Here is a 23,708-nt window from a genome sequence, read left to right on the forward strand (position 1 = left end):
CGCGTTCCGGCACGCAACCGGCACTCCATTTTCAACACGCGATGGAGTCGCGAAGAACAAACGGGCACGGAAAGTGAAAGTGGCTACTTCAACGCATACTTCCAGACAAGTTCTCATTCTCACCAACGAATTGATTGATAGAACCGCCACGTAATCGGTGCATCTTTTTGTCATGCGCTCATGCAAAGGAAGCTTGCTTTGCGTTCTCAAAACAAAGTCGGCAGAAAGCGAACAAGTTATTTTCCTATTTTAGCGCGCTATTTTCTTGGTTCATGGAGCTTGACTGACGAGCGTGCCGGTTCCCGTTGCTTGACGGCATGTATTGCCCATCTAAATTACGAGGCTTGTGTCGGATGGAAGGATTGTTCCTTCCGTGACAACTGTGCCGCCGCCCAAATCCAACCCCGCCTTCTTTGTGATTACATCGTTGAAAGTTGCCCAGCTTCCTTCGAGTCTGCTTAACTCAATTAGCCCGCTGAACTCAATTGTTGTTAAGGGTCTTCGGATCGGCTTCGTCGCTGACTTTCGTATTCATCTTGTTGCTGCAACTGTTAGTTCGAGAGATTTATTATGATTCGTCGCTCCCACCGTGATTCCGCCAAATCTGCTGCACGTACTGCTCGGATTCGCGAGAAGGCTTACTTGATGAGGAACCAAGTCCGCAAGTCTGCGGAGAGTTTCGTTATGCGCTACCAGGCTAGAATGGCTTGGTGGTCGCGAACCTTCCGAACGCCGTCGTTGGGTCTCCTGCATTGGGCAACCGGGCAAGCGAAGACATTGTGGGCGGCCTTCATGGCGATCTTGGGTTTGTCGCCAAAGGGGTGGGGTAAGGGATCATCGCGGCGAGCGCCCGCCGTTCGGCAAAGTTACTTCCGAACAGCGTTGTGCGAAGGGTTGGAAGAGCGAAAGCTTCTCGCGGTGGATATCTTCACCAACGATTCGAACTTGCAGGAAGGTGGCCCGGTTCAAAACGGCCAGTTCTTCCTCACACGAAGCGGCAATGTGGGTAACGAAGTCGTCACGTTGGCGTTCGACACCACATCCGGATTTGCGAACACCGAAAACGCCGACTTTGTGGCAACCGCTGCGAGTGTCAAGATTTATGAGTTCGGGAAACCTTCCTTGTTGAACGTCACCATTCCCGCAGGGTCAACGAGTCTTGTGATCGACATCGACGCGATCGATGACAATTTGTACGACGGCGGGACAGAAACGGTGAAGGTAGCGTTGATTACTTCTTCGAGTGAAGCGATCGGATTGAAGACCAATGCCCAAATCGGGATCATCGATAACGAGACCGCTCCGACGATTCGAATCGTGGCCTCCGATGCATCGGCTACTGAAAATGCGGGAGGAACCGATCCAGGTGAATTCACCGTGGAGTATGTCGGTTCCCCGAGCGACAAGGCCGCCGTCGTGAACATGACTTACACTGTGCCCGGGAACACGGTAACCACTGCGTCCTCAGCCGATTACAATTCCGCTGGATCAGCGACGATTCCTGCTGGGAGCCAGAGCACGGTTGTAGCGGTAACCATCAACGACGATAACTTGGTCGAAGCCACTGAGACCATCAAAGCGAAGATCACTTTGGCCTCGGCGAATCCATTGATCGTCGTTGGTAGTTCCGACACCGATGTCATCACCATTGCCGATACACCTGACACGGCCAAAGTTTCGATCGGTCCCTTTGTTGCTGCGACCGTGAGTGAAACCGGGGGTGTTGCGACTGCAAAGATTTCGCAAACCCAGGCCTCTAGTTCTCCAACGGTTGTCAAGTACTCGTTGATCACGGGAACGACGGCCACCGAAGGAACCGATTTCACGTTTGGGCTGGTATCGGAAATCGAGGCCAACGATTCGGTGTTTGGTCCACAGCAGTTTGCTTCCGGAGCGCAGGGCCTGGCCGGGTTCTCGCTGAACAACGATTCGGAAATTGCGAATTCCACAACGGTTCCGCATTTGACGGTCAATAGCACCACGGGAACTAATAACGGAACGGCCGACGTCTATGCCTTCTATACCTCCACGGGAGGTGCATCGGTGTTTGATATCGACACCACGACCGGCGGTTTCAATTCCTTCCTCGAAGTCTTCGACGGCAATGGTACGCTGCTCGGCTCCAACGATAACCTCTTTGAAGGTAGCGGTAGTGGTAGTGGTGGAGGACCGAACACGACCGACTCCCAGGTCTCCGTCAATCTGCCCAGTGCGGGGATTTACTATGTACGCGTTACCGCAGGGACCGCTGGCTCGAGCGCCAATAGCGCTGGAGCGAGTGCTGGGGCGAATACGGGAGCGACAGGAGCTCAAAGCTATCGATTGCATTTGTCGGTACCGGGTGCCCAAAACTATGGGGTGATCGGAGCGGGTAGCACGAATGTTCCCCTGATCATGAGCGCGATCGGCGACAGTTTGGTTGAACCCGATGAAGACATCAAAGTTCGGCTCGACTCCATTCCTCTCGCGGACAGCGACATCAGCTTCCAAAGCGGGACCGCCACAGACGCTTCTCGCAACGCAGCGGTAACGATTTTGGACGACGACAATGCCAAGATTACCGTTACCTCCACCAAAGCCGTCGAACCCGGCACCAACGGTGTCTTCACCTTCACACAAAGTTTGAAGAGCTCTTCGAACACGGTCGTAGAAGTTGTCGTCGACAACATCAATTCGACCACAAAGAGCTTGTTCAATGGTTCCGTTTCGGATCCTGCTGATCATACCCTGGCACAAACGTTGACTGTCACCATCGCTGCGAACACCACGCAGACGACATTGACCGTTCCGGTCATCGATTCGGCCTTGATCGAAGAAGACGAAACGTTGGTGGTCAAGCTTGCGACCAAAACCACCACCGACCCACAAATTACCCTGGCTGCTCCGACCGCCTCGATGCTCTTCCAAGACGAAGATCTAGGAGTGGTGGACGTCGACGCGACATTCTCGCCAGCCGTCGAAGGAGTCAGCAACGGGAAGTTCACCTTCTTCTTGGCAGAACCACCTGGATATCCCATTGGCAAGCTGACCACGAGCGATCGCGATACGGTGATCGAGTACACCATCAGCGGATCGGCGACACCAGGAGTGGACTTTGCTCCTCTAACAGGTACCGCGACGATTCCTGCGTTTGCTTCATCGACCGATGTCATCATCGACGTCATGGGTGCATTCAATGACCTGGAGCTCGAGGCAAACGAGACGGTCATCATCTCGATTACCAAGCTCCTTACACCGACCGACTCCAACATTTCGGTTGGAGTCGGCTCTCCGACCGATCAGTTGGTGATCGTCGACAACGATTCCTTGACCGTTTCGGTCAGCAAGACTCTGGACGCATTCGAAGGTGGGGCAAAGGGTGTTTTCACCTTTGAAACCGTCGGTACAGGGATAACCGTTGTTCCTACAGTCGTCACGTACAAAGTGAATGCGTTGAGCTCTGCGGTGGAGGGAGTTGATTTTGGATTCCTCACTGGGACTGTCACGATTCCAGCAGGGGCAGCACCTCAATCTGCGACGGTAGAGATCGATGCGACGGGTGCTTTCGATGACGGGCTATTCGAAGGAAACGAGACCGTTTTTATCGAGATCGTTTCGGTCAGTGGTGGTCCCGGCGTAACAGGCTCTGGTAACGCGGTAGGGAATATTATCGACGACGAATCGGGCACTGTAACGATTACCAAGGTGGATGACGCTGCAGAAGGAAACACGAACGGCAAATTCCAAATCACGTTAGGTGGTCAAAGCCCATTGCCGACTGTGGTCGAATACTCGGTTCTGACCGGGAACATCAACGATGCGACCCCCGGGAGTGATTACGTCGCACTGGGTCCAACCGGCAAGGTAACGTTTGCTCCGTTCCAGACCAGTACCACGTTGCTGGTCGATGTAATGGATGATGGGATCAGCGAAGGAACCGAAACCGTCCGCGTGCAGGTTACCAAGGTCCTCAGCGGTATCGGCTATACCCCAGCCGGTGGACCTGCGACCGTGAACATCTTCTCCGATCAAGAAGTCGAGTTGAGCGTTGTCGATTCGGTAGCCACCGAGACGCCACTGAACAACGACTCCGCATCGTTTGCAGTGAAGCTCTACAGCCCGAGCGCTGGGATTTACACTTCAAGTGAAACTCCCACGGTCGTGACCTACCAAGTCCTCACAGGTAACGCAGATGATGCGACGGCTGGTTCGGACTATCCTGCCCTAACCGGAACAGTGACCATTGCAGCGAACCAAACGTCTGCCGTTATCACGGTTGCAGCTACCGACGACAATTTGATCGAAGAGACCGAGAAGGTCCGGATCAAGCTGTTGAGCGTATCCAGTGGTGCTGGAGACATCACGATTTCCAAGTCGTTGGATCAAGGATTTGTATCGATCAACGACAATGACGCAGGATACGTCTCGGTGAAAGCGACCAAGTCGCCCGCACAGGACAATCCCGCTAGCGACGTCGACGGAGAGTTCACATTCTTCCTAAGCCAGCCCAGCGCGACGAACACTGTCGTGACCTACTCGATCGCGGGCACAGCGACCTCGGGAGCAGGCAATGATTATGCGACCCTCTCAGGGACGGTAACCATTCCGGCCAATAGCACGTCGGCAACCGTGCTGGTTGATGTATTCAACGACAACATCGTCGAAGGAACCGAGACGGTCAAAGTCACCATGACTGCGATCACCTCGGGTGATCCGCAGATCAAGCTTGGTTCGTTGGGTGGCCCATCGCTGAAATTCCAACAAGGGTTGGGGACCTACAACAGCAGTGAAGACACCTTCATTTCTCTTGCGTTCCCGACCGTGAACTTCGATGGAGGAGCGATTCAGGTCGATACCGATTCACTGCCCGTTCCATCGAGTGCAGCGGAACACGGATTGCTGAAGTTTGGAGGAATTATCGGCCCATCGGCTATTCCGTTAGGGGCACCGATTCAGAACGCCGTTCTCTCGTTAACCACGACGATCGGCGGTCCGGTATCCCTGCACGAACTGTTCGGTGGCTGGTCCGAGGGAACGGCAACTTGGAACACGGTATTTGGTGGTAACGGGATCCAGCCGGATGGTTTGGAATCCTCGGCATCCGGTCCTTTGGCGATCTTACCGAGCTTCTCCACCACTCCAGTCAATGTCACGTCGAACGTGCAATCCTGGTCCAGTGGAAATCCAAACTTCGGATGGGCCATCCTCCCGAACAACCCCTTGATTGGAACAAAGATTGTCAGCTCGGAAGGTCTGTTCGGAGCCAGACCCTACTTGACGGTGGATCTGGATCTCTCTGCGACCGTTGAAATCGTGGACACCGATACTGCAACGGTTCAGGTCTTCGGGACGTCCGATGCAGTCGAGCCAGGCATACAGGGCAAGTTCATGATTGTGATGACCAACCCGTCCAGTTCAGCTGTAACGGTTTACTACGAGGATCTGCTTACAGGAACTGCCGTATCGGGTAGCGATTATGTCCCGGTTCCATCCGGCTCGATCGTGATTCCAGCGAACGCGACCAATGCGACCGTATTCATTACCCCCAACAACGACAGTTTGATCGAGTTCCCTGAGACAGTGAACCTCAAGATCACCAAGATCGTAACGGCAGACCCTGAGATCACTCTCGGTTCTCCTGTGACGGGCACGGTCACTATCAATGACAATGATTTCGGCGTCATCTCGTTCGGTGCTGTGGTCAATGGCGATGAAAACACAATGGGGAACACGAAGCTTTCTCCGATTAATGGGACGGCAGTTATCAATTTGACCGTACCGAGCGACACCGACACCGTGCTGGCTCTATCGGTAACAGGAACTGCCACCGCGGGGAGCGATTACAACGCCCTGCCAGCGTTGGTCACCATACCGGCGAACTTCTTATCCACCACAATCACCATCGAGGTGATCGATGATGGAATCAATGAAGCGGCTGGTGAGTCGGTTATTTTGAAATTGGACTCCATCGTCTCGGGTAACCCCAGCATCTTTGGAACTCCCACCAGCAAGACCGTCTTGATTCTGGATGACGAGCAAGTGTTGGAGGTCAACAACGTCGCGACCATTAAGAACGCTGTGGAAGGAACGACCAACGGCGAATTCCAATTCCAATTGAATTTCCCGAGTGACAAGCCAACTGTCATCACCTATCAGGTTATCAATCCAGCTGGTGGTGCGGGGCTAGCCGCCCTCGCAGTGGACGGCAAGGCTCCTGACTACAACGGATCCGCGCTAACCGGTTCGGTAGGCCCAACCTATGTCACGGGAACGGTAACGATCCCTGCGAATTCGACTTCGGTTTCGCTCCCAGTGGTGCCGTTCCTGGATTACGTGACAGAAGGGCCCGAGACGGTCCAGCTGCAGATCACGTCGGTTTCGAATGGCAACGGTGTGTTGAACGCTACACCGAATGCTTTCGTGACCATCAACGATCTGGAATACAAGGTAGCGGTGACCAAGACTGATAGCCCGGGTGCTGAGCCCGGACCAGCAGCGGGCTCCAATGCCCAGTTCACCTTTACCTTGACCAATCCGCTCCCTGAGCCGACCGTGGTCACGTACAGTGTGGTCCCGGGCGCTGGACTGTTCATTTCCCCTGCATTCGATCCCGATACCAATCTTCCTGACGTCGGACCTCTCTCGGGTACTTTGACGATTCCGGCGAACACCACCCAATTCACCTTGAGCGTCGATGTTATCGACGACTTGAAGTTGGAAGGGGACGAAACCCTCACGTTGCAAATCACGGGTGCATCGACAGCTGGCCCCAGTTACAAGTGGGGCCCAGCACCTGTTCCAACCATTGACTCGACACCTGCGACGCAAGTGGTCGTGGACAATGACACGACCACCGTTTCTGTAAGCGGTGTCGATGGAACCGAGTCTGGACAACCTTTGGCATTGAGCGATGGCAAGTTTGTCATCTCTCAAGGAAATGTTTCCGCGACCGACACCGTCGTGAAGTACAAGATCCTGGCTTCCAGTACGGCAACGAGTGGCTCGGACTATTCGACCATTTCGACGACGCTAGCGACAATTCCAGCAGGTCAATTGTCGACATGGGTAACCGTTGATGTCCAGCAAGACAATTTGCTCGAACCGACCGAAACCGTGAACATTCAATTGCTGAGTTTGGAGGGCCCAACCGATCCAAGTGCTAAGCTTGGAACCACTCTTGGTACGGTCAACATCACGGACGACGACACATCGACAGCGTTCTTGATCCCTACCAGCCCTATCGGATTCGAGCCAGGGACGAACGACGGTGTGTTCACCGTCTTCCTCACCAACCCATCATCGACAAATACCGTCGTCACCTTCTCGCTCGATCCGAGCGGAGATGCGACCCCAGGATTGGGCAACGATTACCAGTTGTTGGATAAGTTGGCAGGAACAACGCTAGCGATCCCAGTTGGTAGCGTAACCGTCCCTGCAGGACAGACGTCGACCACGATCATTGTGGATGTTCTCGATGACAACATCATCGAAAACGATGAGACAGTGAAGATCAAACTTTCGTCGACTAGCAACGCAAAGATCACTGCGGATACAACCTTGAAGACCGTCACCATTCAAGATTTGACCGGTTTCTCGGTCGATCAAGACACCGCGAAGGTGGTGGTGAGCAAGCTCGTGGATGGGGATGAGAACAAGGCTGGTTTGCCGATCGATGGCAAGTTCTTGCTGACATTGGTACCGACCAACCCGAACTACAACCCGCTCAATGGCAAGTTCTATTCTGACGAGAACACCGTTGTCGAGTATGTGGTTCAAGGATCCAGCACGGCGACCAACGGCAGCGATTTCAATCTCGCCGTCACGGGAACGGTAACGATCTCGGCCGGGGATACGACCGCCATCTTGACGGTTCCAGTCCTTGAAGACAACTTGGCTGAGTTCACCGAGACGGTGGATATCAAACTCACATCGATCAAGGGAGTGCATGTCGCGGCGATTTCTGCCGACTCCACTCCTGCGACGGTGAGCATCCTCGATGATGACGCCAGCGTTCTCACGATTTCGAGTCCGACCGTTGTGGAAACGGACAGCGGTACGGTGGCGATGAAGTTCTTGGTCACCAGCCCAACGGCTGTTGCAGGTGGTTTCAGTGTTTCCTTTGCGGTAGCGGATGTGACGACTAACAAGTCGGGTCCATCCGATTACAGCGTAGCGACGAGCAGTCCACTTGCCTTCACGGGAATCGCGGGTGAAACGCAATTCATCGTGATCGATGTCAACGGCGACACGTTGGTAGAAGCGACTGAAACCCTCAAGGTAACGTTGACTTCGGCTACTCCTGGATCGCCGCTGGTGATTGCAGGTGCGGTCGGAACGGGAACGATTACGAACGACGACAAGGCCGTCTTCACCATTGCGGATGTAACGGTGGTGGAGGACACGGACAAAACCTCGCCATCCGGCGACGGATCGCCTGCCTTCGTCGAGATGGAATTTGAGGTCAAGGTAAGCAATCCGATCGACGTCGCGACCGACATCGACATCAACTTCACCGACCTCACTGCGGTAGGTGGTGACTTTGACAGCTTCCTCAACATCGCCAAGCCGGTACCGGTGCCGCAGTTGGTGGGTGGAATCGATTACGACAACGATGCCGCCAATGGTGGCGTAGGAGCTTACAATTCGAAGGTGACCTTCAGTGCAAACTCGACCACCAGTCAGAAGTTCCGCGTGCGGGTCAATAACGATTCCATCGTAGAAGGTGGGTTGCTCAACTCCTTTGGCAATGAGCAATTCGAGGTTACGATGGTCGACAAGACCGGAACTCGCAACACCGACGTCAACGATAAGGCGATCGGAACGATCACCGATGACGATGTCGCGACCGTAAGCTTGGTCACCAACGATCCTTTGGCATCGGAACCCTTCGACACAGTCAATGAAGGAAACGGACAGTTCACCGTGGTACAAACCGCGGTATCCAGTTCGCCAACCATCATCAGTTACACGGTAGGTGGCTCGGCGTCGCCGGGTTCTGACTACAAGGCTCTGACTGGTGTCGTCACCATTCCAGCAGGTGCGACCTCGGCGTTCATCGACGTAACGGTTGTGGACAGTGCAGAGTTGGAAGACGACGAGACGGTCGTGGTCACCTTGACCAAGATCACGAGCGGAGACCCCGATGTCACCCTCACGGGAACGTTAGCTGGAACGGTTACGATTTACGACGACGATCAAGCACTCGTGACGCTCAAGGCGAACGATCCGAACGCATCGGAAGATCCTCTCGATGACGGACAGTTCACGGTGAGTTTGTCGGAAGTCAGCGACACCAACACCGTCGTAACGTACTCGATCGCCGCCGGTGTGGGCCAAGCGACCAACGGCGCGGACTACAAAGCGTTGAGTGGAACAGTCACGATCCCAGCGGGTCAAACCGAAACCAAGATCGACGTGAGTGTTCTGCAGGACGTCGCCGTGGAGTCGGCTGAGACTGTGACGCTGACTCTGACCGGTCTGCTTTCGCCCACGAACGCAGATATCAAGATCGGGGGTGCGAACAATGACACCGTCACCATCGCCGACGATTCCGACGGTATCTTGGTCAGCGTGTTCAACAACGGCAATGGAACCGAAGGTGTTTCCAACGGATCGTTTATCATCAAGATCACGAAGGACGATGGGGTGACCCCAGTTCCTGCTCCTCCGTTGGGATTGACGGTAAATTACAGTTCGGCGGGAGGAACAGCGACTGCGGGACCATCTGGTGACTATGTGGCTCTTTCAGGTTCGATTTTCATCCCACCTGGACAAACAACTGGTTTGATCGACGTTTCCGTCAACGATGATTTGTTGGTCGAAGCAACCGAGACAGTTAAGGTCGGGTTGGTTGGACTAGTTCATAGTGGATTTCCGGGTATGGAGCCGGCGTCGATCGGTGTAGGCAATGCCGCTGTCGACATCATCGACAATGACAAAGCGGTCTTCACGGTGGAAGATCTCGTGGTGAACGAGGGAGATGGGTCGGCGACGATCAAGGTTTCGATCAGCAGTAAGCTGGAAGGAATTTCGGTCCCAGTCACGGTCAACTACACACCGCTGACGGCCGGTTCACCTTCCGACTTTGCACCTAGCGGTTCGCAAACAGTCGTGTTCGGTCCTGGAAGTCTGGCACCTCAATCGGTGACGTTCACGATTGTCGACGATTTGCTGGTAGAAGGGCTTGAAGGATTCGGAGTCTCTCTCAGCACGACCTATGTCAACGGACCTGGATTGCATGTCGTGGACACCACAGACGTAGCCGTCGTGGGAATCCTGGATAACGACTTCCAAGTCTTCAATGTTCAGGGAGTAAAAGCAGGATCGTCGGCTTGGTCAGCAACGTTTAACGACTTTGTTGACAATACTGGCGCACCAGTGGGGCAGAGAGGATTCTCGATACCAGCGGGCGCAGCGCAAGCAACAACGCTGCCGTGGGCAAACATTAATCGATTGTTCGTCAATTTCAGCCAGGATCCAGATCCAGCGACTCTGACTCCCGCGAACTTCGTTCTGTTTGGATTGCAAGGTGCAGCCACGCCATCGGTTACTTCCGTAGCCTATGACACCTCGACCAATATTGCGACACTCACCCTGAGTGGAAACATTACGAACGATCGGCTGCGATTGTTGGTTTCGGACAGTGTAACCTACCTGGGAACTCCGCTGGATGGCGAGTGGGCCAACAATGCTGACTCCTTCGACTCCGGCAATGGAACACCGGGTGGCGCATTCAACTTTACATTCAATGTGCTGCCAGGTGATGTGGATCGTTTCTCAACCGTGAACATTGCAGACGCAAGTTTGGCATTCGGAGCGATTGGTGCATCGACAGACGGCACCAACGCCTTCCCTGCACCAAACACCAGTCCGTATACGATATTTAAGGATGTGGATGGAAGCGGGACCGTCAATATCGCGGATGCAGCGATCACCTTCGGGCGACTTTCACTCCCACTCAATTCACTCCCCGTGGGCTCACCCGGAAGCTTTGGGACGGGTAACACTGGAGCTGGTGACTACGAAAAGGAAGCCGTTCTCCGTTCCCTCAAGAGTCAATTAGGCGATTGGGCGCCATCACCGATCGAAATGGCTCCTTACGAACCTGATGTCACGGGAATCGACGAGGCCATGGAGTCGTTCGATGAGCTTGACCTGGTGTTAGGCGATGGGGAATTCTTGAGCGGCAACTCGGGAGAATCTCTCTAAGGAAGAGAACCGAGACGTTTAAGGTAAAATAATCTCCCCAACGCAACGCGTTGGGGAGTATGCACTAAATTGATACGACAATTTTGTTGACCAAAATTCATTAATAATTAGGATGAGTCGGTCAACACCACCTAATGGAGTACTCTCATGTATCGCGTCCTTGTTTTAGTGGCATGCCTCTTTTCGCAAAGCGTTTGCCATGCAGGCTTCTTTTTCCAAGTAGAGAATGTCAACTTGGTTTCGGACGGGGTAAACCCGACTGTTGGATCTGCGAATGTGTATTTATTTACCGACAATCCAGCGATTGATATCGCTAGTTTTCCAACGATTACAGGGTATGGTGTAAGCCTCCAGCCAACTAGTTTCTCTGGGTTGAGTGCAGCACAGGTTCAATTGACCTCGGCTACCTTTTCTTCTGCTCCATTTGCTCCTTTATTCCCAAGTGCGCCGACAGTGACGGCTAACGAAGTTGGGGGGCTGGAACGAATGACGGTGACGACGAATTTTGGGGATCTTGCTCTGAACCCAAGTGTTGTCAACAACGCAGGTCTATTCAAAGTTAATTTCTCCGTCGCTGCCGGAGCCACTGGATCGTTTTCGATCAATCCGATCAACTCCGCAGGACCTCCTTCCTTTGAATCTTTGATGTTTGGTGCTACAGGATCGGTGAACCCTGGGCTGACAGGTGGGACGGTGACGATCTCCGCTGTCCCAGAGCCAGGGAGCATGTTGCTGTTAGCGGTTAGCGGATCATTGGTCGGTATTGTAGCCAGACGCCGATTCAAGGCTGTGCGATCATAGAGCGAATTCACTAACCTATTTTGCTATAGAAAGCTCCAGGATTCCTGGAGCTTTTTTTGTGCCAGAAAGGTAGATCGAATCTACCCGTATTACCGATTTGGGATACCACCCGTCGAATTTCATTCCACATTCGTTGGATCTCACGGGTCGAATCCGCCCATGTTCCTTTCGCTGCATTCCTTGTCGAGTTTCAATCTATTCCAAAGTGACTCTACGCTATGAGACGAGTGACTATTGTTGCGACCATACGATTGATTGCGATAGCGATTCTGTATGCTTTTGGGATTCCGATGAGCGTAAGAGCCGGTGTTATCGAAACGGCGGGGTTTGCGACGGCGGGGGTTCGTTGGGATGCGGCGCCGAGTGTGATCGGGGGCGTCGAACGATCCTTGTCCGGCGGTATCCGCTATTCTCTGCAAGGGGGATCGTATGAAGCCTTTCGCGATCGGTTTCAATGGTCGATTGTCCCGACGGTGAGCGAATTTCAATCGGTTGTTCACCAGTCCTTTGGTGCTTGGCAATCGGTAGATCCTGACTCAGGTCTCGGTACCAATCTTTCGTTCGTTTCGGACCTCTCTACTCAAGTCGTGAGTGCGAATGCGTTTGGCAGCGTGAACTATTTAGGAGCAGAGATCGATTTGTTAGGTTGGGATGCGGGGGATGCCGGGTTGCGAGGCTTCACCGGGATGTTGGTCTCGCCTACCGAAGTAACGTTGACTAGCGGCGTCCAAAACTATGCCAACACAGCTGCTATCGCCGGGGTCGACATCACCATCAACAGCAATCAGAACGCTGTTTATAATCTCGACACCTTTCAACGGCTTTTGACGCACGAAATTGGGCATGCGATCGGACTTGGGGATGTCGATCTGACTGGGCCTTTTCTCGATGATAATTTTTCTGATGCGAACCCGTTAGCGACATTGAACAACTCCTGGGCTCATCTGGTGAATCCGACGGATCCGATGCAGTCCGCCGGACTTTCGTTCTATAACATTCCTAGCTCGACATTCGCTTTGAACGGCATCGATCTGTTGATGGAATCCAATGGGCTTGGGATCGGCCCCAACAATCCGTTGAGCAACGGGATCCCCCTAACCAACGACGAATATGGGATGCGTCAGTTCTTGTACCCGACGATCACGGCCGTTCCCGAACCTGGCGCGCTGCTACTGGCTTGCACGGGACTGATGCTTTTCATCAGACGACCGCGACGACGCGAACACGCCCAACCTCCATTCTCCCAACCTCCATTCACTGCGTAATACGTACTCATTTTTAAGACCCGAGGAACCCCTGTGACTGAACTTTCCGGAATTGCCAAGGAATCGACCTATTCGTATGACGAGATTCCTTATCCAAGCCATCCATTCGAGGCGACACACCCCGACCATATCTATTCCTTAGCGAAGCTGTTTCAGCTTCAACCAACGCTTCCGGAGAATGCGAGAATTCTCGAATTAGGATGTGCGAGCGGAGGGAACATTATCCCTCTCGCGGATCAATTCCCCAACGCGACGGTCGTTGGAGTTGACCTATCGTCGAAGCAAATCGCCGATGGCCAAAAGATTGTCCAAGCGTTGGGATTGAAAAACATCCGGTTAATCGCCGATGATTTTCAAGCGATTAACGAGGCGTATGGCGATTTTGATTACATCCTTTGCCACGGTGTCTTTTCATGGGTCCCCCCGGTCGCTCAGCAACGGATATTGGAAATATGCCAGGAGCGTTTAACGCCCCATGGAGTCGCTTACATCAGCTACAACGCCTACCCCGGGTGGTTCATGCGAGGGATGATTCGGCAGATGATGTTGTATCATGTGTCCAATCTGCCGGATCCTGCGAGCAAAATCCAACAAGCCCGAGCGCTCCTTTCGTTTATCGTGGCCAGCACCGAGGGGCAAACGACTCCTTATGCGCAGGTATTGAAATCCGAATTGGAGTTGCTCGGGAAGCATCCGGATTCCTATCTCTTCCATGAGCATTTGGAAGAGAACAATCGACCGATGTTCTTTTATCAGTTCATGGAGATGGCCAAGGGGCTCGGTCTCCAGTTCCTCGGCGAGACCAGCCTAGCGTCGATGATCACGAGCAATCTCCCTCCTAAAGCGGCCGATGCACTTTCGAAACTTACGACCGACGTCTACCACCGTAGCCAGTACACCGACTTCGTCACCAATCGGATGTTTCGGCAGTCGCTCCTTTGTCGTGCGGATGTGAAACTGGATCGCCATCTCAGTCCATCGCGTATGGAAGGAGTCCGATATGCGGGCAATATCAAGCTGGAAGATCCCAGCTTGATGAACAATCTCAGTCCCGAGGTGGAAGTGGCTTTCAAGTGCCCGAACGGTCGAAAGCTTCAAACGAAGCACTCGGCCTTGAAGGCATTGATGTTCGCGTTGGTGGAAGCCTGGCCAAAATCCATGGATGTCCCTGAGTTGTGCAAGATAGTGGAGAAAAAGCTTTCGGAGTTAGTCGTCGTCGGTGAAAGGGAATCGATTTCTATTTCGCAACTCGTTACCACCAATATGTTACAGTTGGTCGTGCGAGGGGACGTAGAGTTCCGTTGCGTTCCAGACCGATTTGTTACGGAATTGTCCTCGACCCCGAAAGTATCGGCATTGGTACGACTTCAAGCCTCGCAAGGCGGACCGGTCACGACGCAGCGGCATTCGATGGTCAATCTCGATCCACTGACACGATTGATCACGCAAGAAGTCGATGGTACCAAAACCCACGGACAGCTCGCCGATCATTTGGCGTCACTTGCCGAGCAAGGTAAGGTAAATATTAATATCAAAGGAGGGCAGAACGTAGACATGAAGTCCATACATACCATGACGATCGACAAAGTTCTTGCACAGCTGCGACAGCACTCTCTGCTGGTTGGTTAATAGCCGCGCATCTTGGTCGGTTCCTCGTCGGGCCCACGGGTCGATTCCTGTGGCGCCCGCACCGGCCATTCCATTCCATCCTTCCAAAAACGCGTCAAATTCTTTGTTCGGATTGAGGCGTTTCCGACTCCCCCGCATCCTCGAACGCTTGACTCTTCAGAGAGACCGGCACGACACCGGCACGATGCTCACGCGATTTTTTCTGAAATCCGTGGGGATTTGACGATCAATTTTGTTCGGAACGGAACTTATTCGTCAGAGAAATGCGCCAGACCTGGGAAAAGCAAGGGAATTGTCATCGTCGCGTTGATGGACCGCGGAGCAAGTCGAGCGTGGATTGATTTCTTTTTGTCGATAACTCGCGTTGTTTCAGTTTCACGATTTCACCCATAGTTGGACGAGATTGAAATGGTGGGTATAGTCAGCTTAAGGTGTGGTTGGGGAATCTGATACGCCGTTCGCCCGGCGTGTTATCAATTCTTCGGCCACTTCCATGCTCACCGATTTCGACTTGAACTCCCGCATTCGAGACAGGCTGGGACTGCACGGTATTTGTAGAGCTGTGCAGGAATGAGGACCGTCCGGATGCGTAAGCCCGCTCGCCCTATTTTCCGATTGCAAATCGCAAGACATTGCATTCGGAGCCCTCCAATCGCATAGCTAGCCCCCTAGCGAGGAACGCCTTTCCTGTGATGACTAAATCCCGTTTTCACGCCGTGAATTCGAAACTGCTTCGCAACCTTCGCCGTCGTGTCGGATGGTCCCAAGCCGAGTTGGGAAAACGCGCGGGGTATTGCGAACGGGTGATCCGCAAAGCGGAAGCTGGCGGAAAACTGAGCATGGAGACCATTGAAAACCTTGCTCAGACTTTCTCGAACGCTGCCATTCCGATTTCAACCAAGGAGTTGATATATAGCGAAGAGCTTCTCGCGAGAACTTTCGTCGAGAGTTATGACGCCTATGGGGTCGACATGCTCGCTCATTGTGGCGACTTTTTGGCTCCTGATTTCGTGTTCAATGTTCCTGCCCAAAAGTCGGTATTGAAGCTGGCGGGTATGTACAACGGCAAAGAAGAGTTCCAATCGTTCTTGAATCGATTCTTTTCCTTCTTCACGCGCCGCCCTTCCTCCTTGGCCACGACTTATTTAATTGGGGAAGGACGCGTGGCGGCGCAGTTTGAAGACATACTCTGTTTCTATGCGCATCAGCTTCCACCGATTTGGATGAACCTACATTTCTTCTTCCGGGATGGATTGATCCACCGCATCGATCAGCAGTTCGATTATCTCACCACGGTCACGGCCATCGAAGAGATCCGCCAAAAGCTGGGACTTGGAGAAGCCATGCATTTTCATCTTTGAAGAAGATAGAAGCGAGAGGCGAGCGGCGAGGAGTGTCGAACAGTCGTCCTCGACTGTTTTTGCGCGAAGGAAGTAGGTGGCGGGGCTAGGCAACATTTTCCAGTGGGCCTGTGCAGTAGCCGTTTTCAAAACGGCGTTCTGCGTTCGAACCGTTCTCCGAACGGTGTTTTGAAGGGAGAGCTCTGCTGATTCAACGGTAAACGCGTCGGTCGATTCGCCGGTAGGGTGGAGACGGGGGGAGCAGTCGAGGACGACTGCTCGACACTCCATGCTCCAAGAAGTCAGTCTTCAGTCTTCAGTCTTCAGCACCAAGAACCAAGAACCAAAAACCAAGAACTAAGAACGCCCCCTGCCCGCGCCCCCGCCCCCTTCTTCCCTTAGGATTCAAGGATGTCCGCAGCCGATTGTTCGACTCCCGAGTCATGCAATGTGTTGGTCGAATCTCGCTTTGGTCCGATGATTGTCAATCGGAACGATGCCTATATCGGTCGCTCGATTTTGGAGTATGGCGAGTTTTCCGTTGGGGAGCTGGAGGTCCTATCTCAGATACTGGGGCCTGGGAAAGTCGTGGTGGAAGCGGGCGCGAACATTGGAGCCCACACGCTACCTCTTGCGAAAATCGTCGGGCCGACCGGTCGTGTCATCGCGATGGAGCCACAGCGATTTGTCTTCCAAACCCTTTGCGGAAATATGGCTCTCAACAGTATCACCAATGTCGACTGTCATTGGGTTGCCGTTGGTGAGGTGTCGGGGGTCGTACAAGTACCGGAGATGCCGGTGCATCAAATCAATAACTTCGGCGGCGTGAGTCTCCGTTCGGATCTTCCTGGCCATGAAGTCGCCATGATCACGATCGATAGTCTGAAGCTTCCCAAGTGCCATCTTCTCAAGGCGGATGTGGAAGGAATGGAACTAGAAGTGTTAAAGGGTGCATCGGACACGATAATGCGTTGCCGTCCATTCCTGTACGTCGAATCAGACCGTGAGGAACGACGAGGGGAATTGTTCGAATGGATCGACGCGAAGGGATACACGATGTATTGGCACACGCCGTATTTATTCAATCCTTCGAATCACCGAGGGGTTCCAACGAACCTCTTCTCGGATCTTGCATCCTGGAACGTTTTGTGCATCCCTTCGGAAAGACCGCAAGAAATCGATGGCCTCCCCCGAATCACCGTCCCCCGCTCCATTCCCCATCCCCACTTCGATACAAACAACGCGAAGAAAAAAGTAGCGAGTAGCGAGTAGCGAGTAGCGAGTAGTAAGTAGTAAGTAGTAAGTTGCGACAAAGAAGAGAGGCCGGAGGAGTGGCGACAGCAAATGTAGAGCCGTCGTCTCGACGGCTTCCCCTGCTCGCACCCTACCGGCGAATCGACCAGGCCTAGACGGAGGAACGAGTGGCGAGTAACAAGAGTGAAGAAAATAGCTACCTGGTTTAGGTTCAGGACATGGGTAGCGCTCCATGCTCCATGCTCCATGCTCCATGCTCCTTGCTCCTTGCTCCTTGCTCCTTGCTCCTTGCTCCTTGCTCCTTGCTCCTTGCTCCTTGCTCCTTGCTCCTTGCTCCTTGCTCTTTGCTCTTTGCTCTTTGCTCTTTGCTCTTTGCTACTCATATTCTCTGTTCTCGGCCCCCCTCGCCCCGCTTCGGGGAGAGGGGCGGGGGGGTGAGGGGTTGAGCGCTGAGAGAGTAAGAGAAAGTTTCCAACGTGATTCAAGGTCTTGAAGTGCTATTGGATTCCATGGAATCGAAGAGAGACTCATTCCCATGAAACGCAGCCGGTCCAGGTCCAAAGAAGCAATCGAATTTGCACAAAGCAAGCGTCGAACATCCAACGAATTTTCGACAAATGTTTGGCAATGGATTCGCAATCGACAGATCCAAGGATTGAAGTTTCGTCGCGAATATCCCATTCCACCTTACACCGTGGATTTCTGTTGCGTGGAGCAGAAACTCATTATTGAGATCGATGGCGCAAGTCACTTCACCGAGGATGGGTTAGCGCATGATCTGCATCGCGATCGATTCCTGCATGCGCGAGGGGTTAGAGTCCTTCGTATACCTGGTTATGCGGTGATTGGGGAAGGTCGCGAAGTGATTCGAGCGATTCAAGAGTTTGTGAAGGTGCCCAACCCCTCACCCCCAGCCCCTCTCCCCGAAACGGGGCGAGGGGAGCAGAGATCCGGGGGGGGTAGCACCGAGGCTTGAGGCTTGAGGCTTGAGGCTTGAGGCTTGAGGCTTGAGGCTTGAGGCTTGAGGCCGGAGGCCGGAGGAGTGGCGACAGCAAATGTAGAGCCGTCGTCTCGACGGCTTCCCCTGCTCGCACCCTACCGGCGAATCGACCAGGCCTAGACGGAGGAACGAGTGGCGAGTAACAAGAGTGAAGAAAATAGCTACCTGGTTTAGGTTCAGGACATGGGTAGAGCTCCATGCTCCATGCTACTCGCTCCATGCTACTTGCTCCAAGCTCCTTGCTCTTTGCTACTCATTTTCTCCGTTCTCGGCCCCCCTCGCCCCGCTTCGGGGAGAGGGGCGGGGGGGTGAGGGGTTGAGCGCTGAGAGAGTAAGAGAAAGTTTCCAACGTGATTCAAGGTCTTGAAGTGCTATTGGATTCCATGGAATCGAAGAGAGACTCATTCCCATGAAACGCAGCCGGTCCAGGTCCAAAGAAGCAATCGAATTTGCACAAAGCAAGCGTCGAACATCCAACGAATTTTCGACAAATGTTTGGCAATGGATTCGCAATCGACAGATCCAAGGATTGAAGTTTCGTCGCGAATATCCCATTCCACCTTACACCGTGGATTTCTGTTGCGTGGAGCAGAAACTCATTATTGAGATCGATGGCGCAAGTCACTTCACCGAGGATGGGTTAGCGCATGATCGGCATCGCGATCGATTCCTGCATGCGCGAGGGGTTAGAGTCCTTCGTATACCTGGTTATGCGGTGATTGGGGAAGGTCGCGAAGTGATTCGAGCGATTCAAGAGTTTGTGAAGGTGCCCAACCCCTCACCCCCAGCCCCTCTCCCCGAAGCGGGGCGAGGGGAGCAGAGATCCGGGGGGGGTAGCACCGAGGCTTGAGGCTTGAGGCTTGAGGCTTGAGGCCGGAGGCCGGAGGAGTGGCGACAGCAAATGTAGAGCCGTCGTCTCGACGGCTTCCCCCGCATGCACTCTATCGGCGAATCGACCGACCCTAGACGGAGGAACGAGTGGCGAGTAGCAAGAGTGAAGAATATAGCTACCTGGCTTAGGTTCAGGACATGGGTAGCGCTCCATGCTCCATGCTCCATGCTCCTTGCTCCTTGCTCCTTGCTCCTTGCTCCTTGTTCCTCGCTACTCGCTACTCGCTACTCGCTCTTTGCTACTCGCTACTCATATTCTCTGTTCTCGGCCCCCCTCGCCCCGCTTCGGGGAGAGGGGCGGGGGGGTGAGGGGTTGAGCGCTGAGAGAGTAAGAGAAAGTTTCCAACGAGATTCAAGGTCTTGAATTGCTATTGGATTCCATGGAATCGAAGAGAGACTCATTCCCATGAAACGCAGCCGGTCCAGGTCCAAAGAAGCAATCGAATTTGTACAAAGCAAGCGTCGAACATCCAACGAATTTTCGACAAATGTTTGGCAATGGATTCGCAATCGACAGATCCAAGGATTGAAGTTTCGTCGCGAATATCCCATTCCACCTTACACCGTGGATTTCTGTTGCGTGGAGCAGAAACTCATTATTGAGATCGATGGCGCAAGTCACTTCACCGAGGATGGGTTAGCGCATGATCGGCATCGCGATCGATTCCTGCATGCGCGAGGGGTTAGAGTCCTTCGTATACCTGGTTATGCGGTGATTGGGGAAGGTCGCGAAGTGATTCGAGCGATTCAAGAGTTTGTGAAGGTACCCAACCCCTCACCCCCAGCCCCTCTCCCCGAAACGGGGCGAGGGGAGCAGAGGACGAGGGGGTAGCACCGAGGCTTGAGGCTTGAGGCCGGAGCAAATGTAGAGCCGTCGTCTCGACGGCTTCCCCTGCTCGCACCCTACCGGCGAATCGACCAGGCCTAGACGGAGGAACGAGTGGCGAGTAACAAGAGTGAAGAAAATAGCTACCTGGTTTAGGTTCAGGACATGGGTAGAGCTCCATGCTCCATGCTCCATGCTCCATGCTCCATGCTCCTCGCTCCATGCTCCATGCTCCTCGCTACTCGCTACTCGCTCTTTGCTTTAAGGATTGGAATCGATGAGGGTCCAGTGGTCGTTTTGGAATTGATCGGAGACGGCGGGTGAAATGGTGCGGGTTGATTTGCCGGGCTGAATATGTAGCGCACTCAAGGCCCATACCCGAGAAGACGAATCCAATGCGACGCCCGCATTGGGATTGCTGCTGTCGGCAATCAACTCCGACTTGGGGATCGCAATCTCTGTCGACCAGCCACCACCATTCTCTTTCACGGCGACATACCAATTCGGATTCCATCCGAACAAGTCATTGCACCGATCACTGGTCTCACCCTTGCGATTCCAGACAAACTCAAACCAAGTTGCGTAGTCCCGATCCAAATCGAACCTCAGTCGTACCTGCTCCTGCTCCTCCTTCACACTGTCATACCTGCGTTCGCCCGATGGAGTTGCCGATTCGGCGCTGGGACTTGCTGAGACATTGCAATAAACGTAAACGAATTCGTCGTCTTGCATGAAGTACAAGTCGGTTACCCCACCATGCTCACCCCATGGATCTCGCAGCGATACCTGCGGAGCCCCGCTCCAATTGTCACTGCCTCGATCACCATCCAAAAAGGGTCTTGCGGCGGTCGTCGGCATCTTCAGTAACCCATCTGGACTCGATACATCCTGTTGCGTCTGCAATGCACGCAACAATGCCTCCTCCTGGGTGCGTACGCTGCGCCAGCCCAATAGCATCGGGTTGGGGGGCGGCCAAAAGGAATCGTAGTTGGTGCTCCCTTTCGCTGGAGTCGTGATCATGTCCCTTTCCCTCAAGGCCCGGTAGCGGGAGGCGATGAGCCATCCCCACTCGGGAGTCCTTCGCAGAAGACTCCAGTCGCTCGGGAAATCGCTCAGCAATCGGTAAAACTCGGGATATCCCGATCCGACCGCAATGGGAATGCGTCGTGGAGCATGCGAATAACTGGCCTGTTGCACGGTCGAACTATCATTGCCGCGCGCAAACGGAGAAGAAATAGTCGATGCGGATGCGGTGGAAATGCCATCTATCTCCTCCCGTCGATCCATGTCTTGAATTCGCTTCAAAACAACTTGCTGCACCTCCATGCTTCCATGAAAACGCATCAATTCGCTCATGGCCGCTTCGGCATAAGAAGATCGCTTGTCTACCGCCAGCAGTAACTCCAAAGCGGAGGACCAATAGTTCCAATGCCCCAACTGACGATTCTTGATCGCAATCTCTAGAAGAATAGGGGCTTGATTGATTGTCTCGATCCCTTTCATCGCTTCGATCAAGCGTTCTTCCCAGATGCGATCGCGGACCAATGGATTGGGATTCGAGGCCGGTACGAAGTCTTGATACTCAAACCACATCGCGGTCTTGCGAACCATGCTAGAACTGCTGATCGACGTGGGAGACTCTACTAACTGAGAACCCAATCGACGCTGCAATCCCTCTAGGGGGTCGCGTGGCACAGCCTTTCGTCCGTCCAACGTTCGGTAATAGATCCGTTCTTCCCCAGCACGACCTAAACGAGTCGGATTGCGATGAACGATGTTCTGCACCGGAGTGACAATTTCCCCAAGCACGCTACCTGAGTTTTTCAAAAACATGGAACGAGGAAACTGCATCCCGCCACTGCGTGTCCCGCGTTGGATGGTTCGATCGACGGACCAAACTTCATTGGGGATACTGCTGGCCTCCGAGAAGAGTGTCCATTCCCGTCTCGCGGACCACACAATAGCGAGTTCGACCGCTTCCGAGAGTCGACTTTGGAGGGAGTTTCCTGTGTAAGGACACTCGGTCACCACGACATCGGGCTGATCGCAACGGATGGTCTGAATGAGTCGTCTCATCAATGCCGACTCAGGTGGCGTCGTAACACTTCCCAGGGACTGGTAGTAGGTGAGATCCGACTGGCGAGGCATCGCCTCTTGGCTGCTAACTGGAAAGGGACGCCACACATCGATCGTGCGCAGCCCTAGGTGATTCCCTGCCTCTACCACCCGTTGGGCTGGCTCGGGTAAGTGGCTCGATCGCTCTTCGATTCGTTGATCATGGACCACGACGGTCGACGCAGTTTGACGCGATTCCTGGTGCACATGGGCGAGTAGATCCCAAGCAACAGAGTCAGCCGTAGCGGCGATGTTCAAAACAGAGGATCGCGTCGTCGCACTGTGTACCCCCATCCACGCCTCACCGCCATTTCGCGAAAGGTGGAGCGATCCACCATCGCCGCACGCGAGGAGCACCGAGGAATCCCAAGCCGAGAGACCGCGCAGCGAAGAGCGTTGCCCCGTGGGAAGAACGCTCCAATTCGCACCTCGATCCGTCGAGCGCCAAACCACGCTGCCTGGATTTCCCACCAACCAAATCGTATCACCGCTGGCTGCCATCGCTTGGAAGTCGATCAACTCATAATCGCGAGGATTGCCGGGCACGAAGACTTGCTCCCATCTCTGCCCATCAGCGCTCCGGTACAACTGCCCCGACGAACCTCCTACCCACCAAACACCATCGACGCACTCGCAGAAGTGGATCGATTGATAGGGTGAAAGGTTAAGGCCCGATGGCTGAAACGTCATGCGATCGAACGAAAGGAAGCACCGACCCAACCGATCCACAGCCATGAGTTGAGGGGGTACGGATTCGAAGGTGCTGCTGGAAGAACCCTTGTGGGCTGCGATGCTGTGCAAATGTCCGCTCGGCACGGGTATCGAAAGCCACGATCGCCCCCCATCGCTGGACTCAAACGCTGCGGTTTGATAAAGCGAGGACCAGTCGCCCCAAGCCAGTATCCGACCCGGCCCGGTCATTCGGACTCCTGTCAATCTTGGGAGATCGGTGTCGATCTTCTTCCAAGTTCGGCCGCCATCTTCGGTCGTCAACAGAGTTCCGACGCTTCGATGGGTGGTAGGCTCCACCGAACCACCCACCGCAACACCGAGCTTTTCGTTGAAGAAGTCGACGGCAAGCAACGTTGCAGACGTTCGGGGAGTCTGGATGGTCCAAGTGCGACCACCCGTCGTCGTCAAGAGAATCAAGCCCCGATCCCCGACGGCCACCGCTCGATCGATCGAAAGCATCTGGCAGTCGCGCAAAGTACCGTCAGCGATACCTGTAGGGCGATTGACAGGCTGTGCGTACAGAGAGACGGGAGTGAGAAGGAGAGCAATCGCCAGCAGGATAAACCGGCACCCAATGAGAGAGACTCTCTCGAGTGTGAGGGGGCATCGGAAGGTAGACGGTCGAACGTTCCCATCGGGAACGGCCAATGGAGAAGCGATCATGCGGG

Annotated in this window: 10 protein-coding genes; 9 read left to right on the plus strand and 1 reads right to left on the minus strand. The window is 53.9% G+C overall.

The features are described from left to right. The first annotated feature begins 570 nt into the window (after positions 1-570). The 9 genes from VN12_RS00850 (at position 571) to VN12_RS00890 (ending at position 20,199) form a co-directional block, all read left to right on the plus strand. A complete protein-coding gene (locus VN12_RS00850; RefSeq protein WP_146675052.1) occupies positions 571-11,187 on the plus strand; it encodes a beta strand repeat-containing protein in 10,617 nt (3,538 codons plus the stop codon). Between the two features lie 147 nt (positions 11,188-11,334). Beyond that, the gene (locus VN12_RS00855; RefSeq protein WP_146675053.1) at positions 11,335-11,988 is read left to right on the plus strand and encodes a PEP-CTERM sorting domain-containing protein; all 654 of its coding nucleotides are present in this window, start codon (positions 11,335-11,337) and stop codon (positions 11,986-11,988) included. 218 nt (positions 11,989-12,206) lie between these two features. Beyond that, on the plus strand, positions 12,207-13,253 hold the full coding sequence (locus tag VN12_RS00860; RefSeq protein WP_146675054.1) for a PEP-CTERM sorting domain-containing protein: 1,047 nt from the start codon (positions 12,207-12,209) through the stop codon (positions 13,251-13,253). Positions 13,254-13,286: 33 nt separating this feature from the next. Continuing rightward, a complete protein-coding gene (locus VN12_RS00865) occupies positions 13,287-14,882 on the plus strand; it encodes a class I SAM-dependent methyltransferase (protein ID WP_146675055.1) in 1,596 nt (531 codons plus the stop codon). A gap of 692 nt (positions 14,883-15,574) precedes the next feature. Next, positions 15,575-16,243, plus strand: coding sequence for a helix-turn-helix domain-containing protein (locus VN12_RS00870; RefSeq protein WP_146675056.1), 669 nt, complete (start codon positions 15,575-15,577; stop codon positions 16,241-16,243). Positions 16,244-16,633: 390 nt separating this feature from the next. Beyond that, positions 16,634-17,494: an FkbM family methyltransferase gene (locus VN12_RS00875; protein WP_146675057.1), complete on the plus strand. Its 861-nt coding sequence runs from the start codon at positions 16,634-16,636 to the stop codon at positions 17,492-17,494. 517 nt (positions 17,495-18,011) lie between these two features. Then, positions 18,012-18,452: an endonuclease domain-containing protein gene (locus tag VN12_RS00880; protein WP_146675058.1), complete on the plus strand. Its 441-nt coding sequence runs from the start codon at positions 18,012-18,014 to the stop codon at positions 18,450-18,452. Between the two features lie 433 nt (positions 18,453-18,885). Further along, positions 18,886-19,326: an endonuclease domain-containing protein gene (locus VN12_RS00885; RefSeq protein ID WP_146675059.1), complete on the plus strand. Its 441-nt coding sequence runs from the start codon at positions 18,886-18,888 to the stop codon at positions 19,324-19,326. Positions 19,327-19,773: 447 nt separating this feature from the next. Further along, entirely contained in the window at positions 19,774-20,199 is a 426-nt protein-coding gene (locus VN12_RS00890) for an endonuclease domain-containing protein (protein WP_146675060.1), read from the plus strand. Between the two features lie 255 nt (positions 20,200-20,454). Here VN12_RS00890 and VN12_RS00895 read toward each other — a convergent pair whose 3' ends face one another. Continuing rightward, positions 20,455-23,703, minus strand: coding sequence for a YCF48-related protein (locus VN12_RS00895; RefSeq protein WP_168164125.1), 3,249 nt, complete (start codon positions 23,701-23,703; stop codon positions 20,455-20,457). Between the last annotated feature and the right edge of the window lie 5 nt (positions 23,704-23,708).

It is taken from the genome of Pirellula sp. SH-Sr6A, from assembly GCF_001610875.1.
Classification (GTDB): domain Bacteria; phylum Planctomycetota; class Planctomycetia; order Pirellulales; family Pirellulaceae; genus JBKCUI01.